This window comes from Nesterenkonia sandarakina, assembly GCF_003003175.1.
Classification (GTDB): Bacteria; Actinomycetota; Actinomycetes; order Actinomycetales; family Micrococcaceae; genus Nesterenkonia; species Nesterenkonia sandarakina_A.
On record NZ_PVTY01000020.1, the window covers coordinates 21472 to 32645 of the forward strand.

General features: G+C 64.1%; 11 protein-coding genes and 1 pseudogene. 6 read left to right on the forward strand and 6 right to left on the reverse strand.

Annotated elements, in window-relative coordinates; genetic code table 11:
• Positions 1–2: 2 nt before the first annotated feature.
• The 4 genes and pseudogenes from BCL67_RS16015 to BCL67_RS13420 form a co-directional block, all read right to left on the reverse strand.
• A pseudogene (locus BCL67_RS16015) lies at positions 3–1438 on the reverse strand (YfcC family protein).
• Positions 1439–1575: 137 nt separating this feature from the next.
• The gene (locus BCL67_RS13410) at positions 1576–3042 is read right to left on the reverse strand and encodes a protein adenylyltransferase SelO (protein ID WP_106123932.1); all 1467 of its coding nucleotides are present in this window, start codon (positions 3040–3042) and stop codon (positions 1576–1578) included.
• A gap of 140 nt (positions 3043–3182) precedes the next feature.
• Positions 3183–3689 (reverse strand): RES family NAD+ phosphorylase, encoded by a 507-nt coding sequence (locus BCL67_RS13415; protein WP_258175083.1) that lies wholly within the window; start codon positions 3687–3689, stop codon positions 3183–3185.
• A 77-nt stretch (positions 3690–3766) separates the two neighbouring features.
• A complete protein-coding gene (locus BCL67_RS13420) occupies positions 3767–3976 on the reverse strand; it encodes a hypothetical protein (RefSeq protein ID WP_146131174.1) in 210 nt (69 codons plus the stop codon).
• Positions 3977–4323: 347 nt separating this feature from the next.
• On the opposite strand from BCL67_RS13420, the gene BCL67_RS13425 reads away from it, so the two are divergent.
• The 4 genes from BCL67_RS13425 (at position 4324) to BCL67_RS13440 (ending at position 8319) form a co-directional block, all read left to right on the forward strand.
• Positions 4324–5166: an SDR family NAD(P)-dependent oxidoreductase gene (locus tag BCL67_RS13425; protein WP_106123935.1), complete on the forward strand. Its 843-nt coding sequence runs from the start codon at positions 4324–4326 to the stop codon at positions 5164–5166.
• Positions 5167–5408: 242 nt separating this feature from the next.
• A complete protein-coding gene (locus tag BCL67_RS13430; protein WP_181256026.1) occupies positions 5409–6506 on the forward strand; it encodes an MFS transporter in 1098 nt (365 codons plus the stop codon).
• 13 nt (positions 6507–6519) lie between these two features.
• Positions 6520–7314, forward strand: a complete 795-nt coding sequence (locus tag BCL67_RS13435) for an alpha/beta fold hydrolase (RefSeq protein ID WP_106123937.1) — start codon at positions 6520–6522, stop codon at positions 7312–7314.
• A gap of 255 nt (positions 7315–7569) precedes the next feature.
• A complete protein-coding gene (locus BCL67_RS13440) occupies positions 7570–8319 on the forward strand; it encodes a CDP-alcohol phosphatidyltransferase family protein (protein ID WP_258175087.1) in 750 nt (249 codons plus the stop codon).
• Here BCL67_RS13440 and BCL67_RS13445 read toward each other — a convergent pair.
• Positions 8260–8991: a class I SAM-dependent methyltransferase gene (locus tag BCL67_RS13445; RefSeq protein WP_106123938.1), complete on the reverse strand. Its 732-nt coding sequence runs from the start codon at positions 8989–8991 to the stop codon at positions 8260–8262. The genes BCL67_RS13440 and BCL67_RS13445 overlap by 60 nt on opposite strands.
• A gap of 516 nt (positions 8992–9507) precedes the next feature.
• Here BCL67_RS13445 and BCL67_RS13450 point away from each other — a divergent pair.
• Positions 9508–10251 carry a C40 family peptidase gene (locus BCL67_RS13450; RefSeq protein WP_106123939.1) on the forward strand — a complete coding sequence of 248 codons (744 nt, stop codon included), beginning with the start codon at positions 9508–9510 and terminating at the stop codon, positions 10249–10251.
• Between the two features lie 161 nt (positions 10252–10412).
• A complete protein-coding gene (locus tag BCL67_RS13455) occupies positions 10413–10817 on the forward strand; it encodes a hypothetical protein (protein ID WP_181256027.1) in 405 nt (134 codons plus the stop codon).
• Positions 10818–10958: 141 nt separating this feature from the next.
• On the opposite strand, the gene BCL67_RS13460 is transcribed toward BCL67_RS13455, so the two are convergent.
• Positions 10959–11174, reverse strand: a 216-nt coding sequence (locus tag BCL67_RS13460; protein WP_181255987.1) for an ATP-binding protein, incomplete at its 5' end; no start/stop codon positions are given.

The window sequence follows — 11174 nt, forward strand, 5'->3', positions numbered from 1 at the left end:
GTTCAGCTCCAGCCGGTGATCTGGGCGAAGACCAGGAACATGATCGCGGTCAAGACCCAGAGTCCGAACAGCGGCAGGTAGAACTTAAGCCACTTCTCCCACCGGACACCGCCGATCGCCAGGGCGGCCATGAAATATCCGGACGTGGGGTAGAGGATATTTGTGAGCCCATCGCCGAGTTGGAACGCCAGCACGGAGGTCTGTCGGGTGACCTCCAAGAGGTCTGCGAGCGGAGCCATGATCGGCATCGTCACCACCGCCTGGCCCGAGCCTGAGGGCACCACGAAGTTGAAGCCGGTCTGCACGGCGAACATGCCCACGGCGGAGAGCTCGCTCGGCATCCCGCTGACGGCGTCTCCCAGGGAATGGACGATCGTGTCGAGGATCTGCCCGTCCTCCAGGATCACGGCGACGGAACGAGCGACACCGACGATGATGGCGGCCTCGAGGACGCTGCGCATGCCCTCGGAGAAGGAGGCCGAGATCGCAGACGGGGTCAGTCCGCTGACCAGCCCGATGATCAGCATCATCAGGAGGAACATGCCGGCCATCTCGATCATGAACCAACCCTGCGAGGAGACGCCCCAGATGGTGACACCGAGGACCGGAATGCAGAGCAGCAGGGACACCTTCTGCCGACCATTCATCCGTTTGGCTTCACCTTCGGCCCCGGAGGCGTAGAGTCGCTGCTTCTCCAGCTCCTCGTCCTCCCCATAGACGAGGCTCTTTGCGGGGTCCTTCTCCACTCGGCGGGCGTAACGGATGACCCAGTATGAGCCGAGGGTGATCATCACGAGGAAGAGCGCGGTGCGAAGTCCTGCGCCGGAGTACGTCTCGATGCCTGCGATCTGCTGCGCCAGACCGGTGTTGATCGGGTTGAGCACACCAGATGTGAAGCCTGCTGTGGTGCCGACCAGCGCTATGCCACCGCCACCATGGAGTCATAGCCCAGGGCGATGATCACCGGGATGAGCACCGGGATATAGACCAGCGCCAGTTCCTGGGTGCCGATGAGGGACGCCAGAGCGGCGAAGACGGTGATCAAGACCGGGATCAGCAGCAGTCGACGGTTCGAGAAGGCCCGCAGCAGGCGGTCCAGCGCATTCTCGATGATGCCGGTCCGCCGGATGACCATGAAGACGCCGCCGATGATGAAGGTGAAGAACACCACCTCGCCGGCATCGACGAGACCGCGGGGCACGGCGGTGACGAAGTCGAGGAACGACGTCGGCGTCGCGTCCGCGGGGCCATAGGAGTCCGGATCGATGACCTCTCGACCGTCAGGGCCCTCCACCCGTTCGAACTGATTCGCGGGGATGATGTACGTCGCGACGGCGGCAAGCGCGGCAAGCGCGGAGAGGACGAAGAGGATGACGTAGACGTGCGGCATCCGGAATCCGCGCTTGACGGAGCTTTCCTGCGTCTCGGTGGCAACCATGCACCAGACGGTAGCGAGGCGGTGTTTGGCCGGTGTCACGCTGGGGTGAACTCACTTTTCCAGCGTGCCCCGTACCGCCGTGACGCCTGACATTCGGCCTTGTCCGGCCGAGCAGGGTCCTTCTCAGTGTCGGATCCTCAGGTCCCGCAGAAGGTGCGGTAGGGGCCGAAGCTTGACGGTGCCGGGGACGCATAGCGCGCGTAGCCCTCGCGCTCGCGGTAAGGATCGGTCACGACCTCCAGCAGCTGGTGTAAGGGTGACAGGTCGCCGTCGGTCGCCGCGTCGAGGGCTTCCTCGACCAGGTGGTTTCGCGGAATGTACACAGGGTTGACCTGGGCCATCTGCTGCGCATCCGGAGAAAGTTCGCGCCAGCCCTTCAACCAGGCATCGAGAGCATCAGGATCGAGGGCCTGTCGTCGAACCGGTTGCAGATCCCCGGAGGCAGCGTCGGTGAGAGCCCGGAAGAACGAGGTGTAGTCGAGCGACTGCGCCTGCATCAGGGTCATGAGGTCATGGATCACCGGTGAGCTGACCTCGTCGTCCAGGTCCTGCGGCAGTCCCAGCTTGGTCTTCATGCCGAGCGACCAGGCAGCGCTGTACTGATCACGGAAGGCGCCCAGGGCCTCCTGCGCCAGGGCAATGGCGTGATCGTCGTCGTCGTCGAACAGCGGCAGCAGAGTCTCGGCGAAACGGGCCAGGTTCCATTCGGCGATCGCCGGCTGGTTCCGGTAGGCGTAGCGCCCGTTCTGGTCGATGGAGCTGTAGACAGCGGCGGGGTCGAAGGCGTCCAAGAACGCGCAGGGGCCGTAATCGATGGATTCCCCGGAGATCGTCATGTTGTCGGTGTTCATCACCCCGTGGACAAAGCCCACCAGCATCCACTGGGCGATCAGTTCAGCCTGGGCAGAGGCCACCGATGCGAACAGTGCGAGGTAGGGGTTCTCAGCGCTCGCCGCCTCGGGGGCATGCCGGGCGATCGCGTGGTCGGCCAGACGGCGGACAAGTTCGGTACCACCGGTGGTTCCGGCGTACTGGAAACTGCCCACGCGCAGATGACTCTTGGCCACCCGAGTGAGCACCGCACCGGGCAACGCTGTCTCGCGCTGCACGAGGTCACCGGTGGTGAGGACCGCGAGAGAACGAGTGGTAGGAATTCCCAGAGCATGCATCGCCTCGCTGATGACGTACTCGCGCAGCATTGGGCCCAGCGCAGCCTGGCCGTCGGCGCCGCCTCGCGCGAAGGGCGTCCGTCCCGATCCCTTGAGGTGGATGTCGCGCAGCTGCCCTTCATCGTTGGTGAGCTCGCCCAGCAGCAGGGCCCGCCCGTCGCCCAGACGCGGTGAGTAGGAACCGAACTGGTGGCCAGAGTAGCCCTGAGCCACCGGCGTCGCGCCGCGGGGCACTCGGTTGCCGACCAGCAGGCGGACCCCCTCGGGGCTCTGCAGCTCTGCGGGGTCAAGCCCCAGATGATGAGCCAACGGCTCGTTGAGCACGATCAGCTGCGGAGCGGTGGCCGCTTGGGCGGACCACGGGATCGAGAGCTCCGGGAGCTCCTGCGCGAAGCGGTGATCCAGTGTGATGTCTAATTCTGCTGGGCTGCTCATCGGGGCGACACCTCGCGCCTTCCACATCGGAGGACTGGCTTTCTCAGGACCTTGTCACTATCGCAGATCGATAGGCAGCGGCGTTCGAATCGTTGCGGTCAGATGCCCTGAAGCTGATCCGGTTGCAGCGCTGAGCGGCCTCAGCGCGGGAGGACAGATCCGGCACCTGGCTGATTCCAGGTGAAGAGGGTCAGATGCCACAAACCTGGTCGCTTCCGAGAGGGGTCGATCAGCCCCTGGGCGCCGAGCTCGAGCAGCGTCTCGCGGACTTTCCAGGAGGTCGGGGTCCTGCCTGCTGCCACGTGGTCTTGCCAGGGTGCCGCGGCGCCGTCGACATCGACGCCCAGCGAAGCCATGGTCGCGGTGTCCCGAAGGTCCGCGATGTATGAGGCCGCAACGTCGAAGACGAGCACCTGCCGATCCGGGGATGCGGAATCGGTATGGGCGAGCATGGCGGCCGCAACACCTTCCCGCGATGCGCTGAGGTAGAGGGCGGGGTTGTTTCGCGGCGAGAACCGGCCCTCCGAACGAGACCCGTTGAGGGCCTCGCCGCGGAAGGCGGGATCGACGGCACGGTAGAACGTCCCTCGAACGGAGCAGAACGGCCCGGGGCTGTCGCGCTGGACAGCCGGTTCGGAATCGTGCACTGCGTGCCATTCCCTCTGGGTCTGAGGCCTGAAACCCGACCGGGTTGAGGCGCTGCTGCGCGACTCAGGCTGCTGCATCAGGTTCCCAGCTCGAAGATTCCGATCTCCCCGATGAGCAGCAGGAACAGAAGGCCCACACAGACGAGGGCGAAGATCACCAGGATCGACGCAGTCGAGCGTACGGGCTTGCCGGGGCTCTCCGCGGGACTGAGCTTTGCATCATCAGGTGTCTCACCCTGGAGGCTGAGCCTGTGCCCATCCGGCTGGTGACTACTGGTGGTCGACATGGCAACCGTCACATCCTCATGAACCTAGTGGGTATCCCCTTATGTGAATGGGGGGACTCTGCACCCTCCATCCGGAGCACACGGTACTCCTGTCGTGACGGTGAGACCTGGGTGGTGAGTGAGAGATCACTGTGATCTGCGCCGCCTCGGTCCGGGTGGACCATGAGTCTCGTCAAGGGCTCATCGGGCACGGACTCGCGTCGGGCAATAGAGCACCGATCCGGTGTTGCTGACATCATCGTGTTGATGATCGCGGCTGCGTCCGCGGTGTTGCACGCTCTCACCCCCTGACCTGCCACACCGCGCTGCCACGGCCAGTGAACGTTCGTCCTACAAGGAGACATTCCATGAACGAAAAGACCATCGTCCTCACAGGTGCCAGCGACGGAATCGGAGCAGCCGCCGCCCGCCAGCTTGTCGCGGACGGGCACACGGTCGCCCTCGTGGGGCGCTCGAAGCAGAAGACAGAAGCCCTGGCGCACGAGCTCAACGCCGACTTCTTCCTCGCGGACTTCACCAGGTTCGCCGAGGTGAGGGCGCTCGCGGAGCGCCTGAAGAACAGCTACCCCCGGATAGACGTGCTGATCAACAATGCCGGGGGCATCTTCGGGGACCAGACCCGGACGGTCGATGGGTTCGAGAAGACGCTGCAGGTGAACCACCTGGCACCGTTCCTGCTCACCAACCTCCTGATGGACACTCTGACGGCGAGCAACGCCTCCATCATCAACACCTCAAGCATCGCAGCGCGCATCTTCGGGAAGATCAACCTCGAAGACCTCAACAACGAACGGAGATACTCCGCCAACAAGGCCTATGGGGACGCGAAGCTGGCCAACATCCTCTTCACCAAGGAACTCGACCGCAGGTTCTCCCAGCAGGGAATCTCTGCGGTGGCCTTCCATCCCGGAAACGTCCAGACGAGCTTCGCTTCAGACACCACCAGCGTGATGCGATTCATCTACCGCACGCCGCTGGGCCGTCTGGCCGGCCTGATCAGCCCGGAGCAGAGTGCGGTCCAGCTCGTCTGGCTCGTCGAAGGCGCCTCGGGCCGAGACTGGGTCTCAGGTCAGTACTACGAGAAGCAGAAGATCGCCAAGACCAACCCGCAAGCCGCAGACGCGCAGCTGGCAGTCGGCCTGTGGGACAAGAGCGCTGATCTCGTCGAGATCACCACGACCGCGCTCTAGCAGGCAGAAGGCCGTCGACGTGGGTGACCCTGAAGGCACTTCGAGTGCTGCGGTGGTGGGACGCCGCGGATTGAGGAGAGAGCCGACACGCCCCGCTGACGAGTTTTCCCCGAGTCGACGTCGGACCACGGTCTAGGCGGGAGAACAGGAACCCGATGTTTCAGAGCTTCTCCGATGTCTTGTCGACCCCACAGTCCAAGGGACTGGTGACGTTCGGGTTCCTTGCCAGATCGCCCATGGGCATGAGGGCCATCGCAGTCCTGTTGTTCGTCGAGCAGCAGACCGGGTCCTACGCCGTCGCGGGTCTCGCCATGGGCGTGATGACCGCAGCTCAGGCAATCGTGGGCCCCTTGTTGGGGCGCGCCGTGGACACGGTCGGCCCGCAACGGGTCTTGATCCTGGCGGCGGTCGGACACGTCGTCTTCGGCTCATTGTTAGCTTTTGCCGTCTGGAATGACTGGTCGACCGTCTATGCGGTGCTTCTGAGTGGCCTCACCGGTGGGACGATCGCACCCGTCGGGGCCATCGTCAGAGGCCGCTGGGTGGATCTGCTGCAAGACCGCCCCGACCGTCTGCGGACTGCCTACTCTGTGGAATCGTCCATCGACGAGGTCATCTACATCGGGGGCCCCATCCTCGCTGTTGCTCTGGCACATGGTGGATACCCCGTCCTGGGCTTTGCGCTCACCGTCGCCGTCACAGGCGTCGGGTCTCTGCTTCTGTGCGCGGCTCGGGTGCTGTCCCTGCGAAGTCCCAGACGCGCCACGGTCCACCGCGCGGAGTCATCGACTCCGCGGGTCTCCGTGCGGAAGGTGCCGGGGTTGGCGGCGATTCTGCTCGGGTACGCCGGGCTGGGGATCTTTCTCGGTGCAACAGATGTCGCTGTGGTGGCCTCGGCGGGGGAGTACGCCGGTTGGATCCTCGGTGCGCTAGGCGCTGGAAGCTTGTTCGCCGCACTCGTGCTGGGGGCGCTTCCCAGCCGGTTGAACCTGATCTGGGTCCGCTCGTGTTCAGGGCTCTTGATGGCCATCAGCTGCGCGGCCGCCTTCTGGCTGGAATCGCCTCTTGCGCTGGCCCTGCTTCTGGGCGCGGCGGGGCTGGCCGTCTCCCCGACCTTGGTGATCGGTGCCGATACGCTGCGCTCGATGGCGCCGCCACGGCAGATCAGCGAGATGTTCACCTGGTCATCGAGCATCCTGGTCGCTTCCATGGGCCTTGGCAGCTTCTCTGCGGGCCTGTTCTCTGACACGGTCCCAGGGTGGGGATTCCTGGTGGCAGTGCTGGGCGGGCTGCTTGCGGGTGCCAGTGGGCTCAATGACCTCCGACTGACCAGAGGATAGGAGAGCATCGACGATGACACCGGTGACGAAGATTCTCCGACGAGACGACGTGGAGCTGTGCGTCACGGACTACGGCGGCGACGGGCCAGATGTGGTTCTGCTCCACGGACTCGCAGGAAGCGCCCGTGAGTTCCTACCGACCGCCGAGGCGCTCACAGGCTCTTTTCGCGTTCTGCTCCTCGACCAGCGGGGCCACGGCCGCAGCACTTGCCGCCCTTCCGACCTGTCCCGTCAAGCGTTCGTTGACGACGTCGCCCACGTGATCGAGACCCTCTCGCTTGGTCGATCGGTCGCCTTGGTCGGTCAATCGATGGGCGCGCACACGGCACTCCTCACGGCGTCGACGAGACCAGAACTCGTCGAGAGGCTGGTCATGCTCGAAGGTCACGCGGCAGGACACGCGACCGGTGAGGAGTCACGGAAGATCGGGGAGTACTTTCACTCCTGGCCGAGCCCTTTCCCCACTACGGAGGACGCGCGGACGTTCCTCGGAGAATCGCCTTTGGCGAAGGCCTGGATCGAGGACCTTGAAGTGGTGTCCGGTGGTCTTCGGCCCCGATTCGATCCAGACATCATGGAACAGGCGATTGCGGCTGTTCATGTGCCCCGCTGGGAAGAGTGGGAGCGACTGGACGTGCCGACTCTTGCGATCTTTGGTGAGGACGGGATGTTCACCGAGGAACAGATCTCGGAGCTGGTTAGGCGCCGCCCCTCAACCCAGCAGGTTGTCATCCCTCGCGCCAGCCACGACGCCCACCTTGACTCACACGAGGCCTGGATAGCGGTTCTACGGGAGTCTCTGTCGTAGCTCGCCTTACGTCTGTCTATCCATGCCGCGAGCGGCGATCACGGCGCTGGAGTTGTTCTCGTTCCCCTTGTGGATGGTGAACGCCGCTCAGCCTGACTATGACGGAGCTTGCACTCCATCGAGCACCGAGACGCTCGCGTAGGGTGCAACGTCGGGCAGAGCACTGTGTCAGCCCATGTGGCCGTCGGAACATGAGCAGACTAGGGTAAGGCAATGTCAGCATCTCAATCCGGTCCTTGGCATCGCCTGGGGGCGATGTCGGTCCACGCCTACACCGCACTGGGTGTGGTCCTTGCGCTGCTTATGGTGCATATGTCCTATGCCGGTGAGGTCGAGATCGTGCTGTGGCTCTTCCTCGCCGCCATGGTCATCGACGGGTCTGACGGTTTTCTGGCACGCCGCTTCCGCGTCAAGGAGGTGGTGCCTGGCTTCGACGGCGCGCTGCTGGACAACATCGTCGACTACATCACCTATGCGTTCGCGCCGATGGTGCTCCTCTGGAGCGCTGGATACCTGCCGGACGGCTGGCTCGGCGGCGTCGTCGCCTCGGTGCCGCTGTTGGCGTCCTGTTTCCAGTTCTGCCGCAGCGACGCTAAGACCGATGACCACTTCTTCGTCGGATTCCCCAGCTACTGGAACATCGCCGCGTTCTACCTCATTGTGCTTGGCGCCAGCACTGCCGCGACCACCACCACGCTGCTCGTTCTGACAGTGCTCGTGTTCGTTCCGGTCAAGTACGTCTACCCCTCCCGCACCGAGACAGCGTGGTGGCTGACCATGACGCTCACCACCGTGTGGTTGAGTCTCTATGCGCTGATACTTGTGCAGTTCCCCTCGCCGAACCTGTGGCTGATCGCCTTGTCCGGCGGCTACGTGCTCTACTACGCGGCTCTGAGCCTGCGTCTGACGCTGGATCGGCGAAGGCGGGATGGAGGCCCGGCGGGTTCAGACGCTGCGCAGGGCGGTGACCACAAGCGAGCCGACGCCTTGTCCCACAGGCTCTGAGCTGTATCCGCCGAATACGCTCTCGACGTCGAGACCGGCAGCGCTGAGCATTGCGCGGATCTGGTCTTGCGAGCGGAAGCGTATTCGCGAGGGCTCAACCCTCTCGATGCCCTCCGGTGAGATCTCGTGTGCACCGAAATCCACAAGACCTGCTTCTTCGTCGACATGCGTGGTCTCGTACCAGTGTTGGACCTCGCTCTCCGGGAGGCGGACGGTGCGCTGTGAGCGCTTCTTCGTCCAGGCCTCCCAGCCGCGGGCATCTGGATCCCGGGTGTCGAACGCCAGACGACCCCCGGGTGCCAAGTGAGCGGCGATGTCGCTGAACGACTGGGTCAGCTCCGTGTCGTCGAGGATCGCCTGGACGACGTTCGAGGACATGATCGCGACGTCGAAGCCCGCCCCGGCTGGAATCGCCGAAGAGGTGCCCTCGATCCACCGGACTCGGTGAGCGCCGGGCTTCCTCTGGGCCGCCTCGAGGGAAGGCCGGTCGGGGTCGATGCCCACCAGGTGGCATCCTGCCTGGGCTGCGGCGATGGTGATCTCACCGGTTCCACAGCCCAGGTCGAGTCCACTCGCGCCGTGGTGCGCGGTGAGAAACCGGAGAAAGAAATCGTCGCTTGGACCCCAGTCATTGACGGCGTCGTAGAGGTCCGAGGCGTGATTCTGCGTCATCGAAACAACGCTAGCGGAAGGGTCAATGACTGGGGTCCGACGGCGCCCGGTTGTCACCAGGGAGGGAGAGGGTGCCGATGTCGGTCGTCCCGGCCCCTGTGGTCTGGGAATTCTTGAGTCCGGGACTGGCGAGCGGCCAGATGTGGCATAACTCTCTCCCTCGAGACGGAGAAATGGTCATAGCGATCTGACAAGTACTTTCAGCTGAGCCAGTCGGCTGATCTGCCGCACCGATGCAACTCTCAGTCGCTTGTATCGATACAACTCCGGTGCCGGCCGTGATCTAAATGTGACATTCGTGAGTGGTGTGTTCTACCGTCGTCGTCCCGGGACCTGTTGTCCCAGGAGCGCAGCACCTCCGGTCAGAGTTTCTCCTGCCGCTGACTGGAGCCGTTCAAAAAATCTACCGCTAGGCAGGCGCGGGTGTCGCGGTCAATCCGAATCTGATGGCGGCGAGCTTTCCGGCTCGCGGCCTCACGCACGCGGCCCCGCACCAATAGGAAGAGGCTTCCACAAGTGACCAATGACATGACTCCCGTCTCACGCCGTGACCGACGCCGCCAGACCAAGCCTTCGCTCACGCAGACCATGGCTTCCAATGCCGGGACCTTCGGCCGAGGGGCCGCCGCCGCCGTCGTGGCTTCCGGCCTGGTGCTCTCCTCAGCAGTGGCCGCAAACGCCGGCACCGATGTTCAGGTCCCCGAGAGCACCACCTCGGAAGCAGCGCCCTCCACTTTCAGCATGGAGCGTGCCGCCAGCACCAGCACCAACACCGCTCCTGTGACCGGCTACCAGGAGGCCGAAGAGGTTCCCGCGCAGCCGCAGACTCAGCAGGCCGGCGCCGCCCAGCAGGCCGCGGGCAACATCCAGGTCGCTTCCTTCGAGCCGGCGCAGGCCGAAGCGCCAGCCTCGGATGGTGGCAACGATTCGATCGTGGGCGCCGCCTATGCCGGCGTGGGCAACCCCTACTCCTTCGGGGGGACCTCGACTTCGGGCTGGGACTGCTCGGGATTCATCAACTGGGCCTACTCCCAGGCCGGGGTCGAGGTGCCGCGCACCACCTACGACATGATGGCTTCCATGGACCAGGTCGACTCGCCCTCACCGGGTGACATCGTCATCCAGAACGGGGGCAGCCATGCCGCGATCTACGTGGGCAATGGTCAGCTCATCGGTGCGAACAACCCAGAGCAAGGCACGACGGTCTACCCCGCAGACTCTCCGTACTGGTCCACCACCATGTACCTGAGCGCCAACTGACGCACCAGCACTGACGAAACGAAGGCCGCAGGGCGTGATCCGATCCGTGATCCCACCCTGCGGCCTTTTCGTCACCAGGGGCGGTGGCGCACGAGCCAGCTCCACGCCGGGATCCGACTAGACCCCGCGACACCTCTTGCTGGTGCACGTACTCTCACTGCGTGGGTATCTTCATTCGCTACCAAAGTGCAGTCCCAAACCGCCGGGGAAGCTTCCCCGGCGTGTTTGCGATGGCCAATGGGCTTCGCGAAGGCTCACTCCTCGGTGGGGACGACGCGGCGTGGTTGCTGGCGGCCAAATCCCAGGCGAACGCGGCCTATGCAGACCCATCGACGGTGATTGCTGATTGCTATGACTCGGAGCTGAACCCGGGAGCGAGGTCCTGGTTCAAGGCGGAAGCCGTCAGTCTTCTGGAGATGGCATCTGAGCACCTGGGGCTTCTAGGCCGGTACGGCGTGCCGTGGGTAGAGCTGCGCACTTCCACTCCCGGGCGCATCGTCTACGAAGACTCAGTCCAAGTCGTCGCCGTACCTCATCGATACCCTGACCACTGGCCGTTCCTATAGCGCTGCTGCATCATCCGCCACGATGTGAGTATTCGGAGGTTTGGGAGCCACCCAATATTGCCTCGGGGGGCCAGTGATATTGCCGGTGGGGGCCAGCGGCCGTCGCTGTGGAAGCCACCGGCTCCCACCGGCATCTGCTCACTACTGGTTCATGGTGGAGTGCTCCCGCATGTTGTGGCTGCCTGTATCGACCCAGACGGTGTTGTGCACGATGCGGTCCATGATCGCGTCAGCATGAACCCCGGATCCGAGTCGCTGGTGCCAATCCTTCTTAGCGTACTGGGTGCAGAACACCGTCGAAGCGGTGTCGTAGCGGCGCTCTAAGAGCTCCAACAACATGCTGCGCATGGACTCATC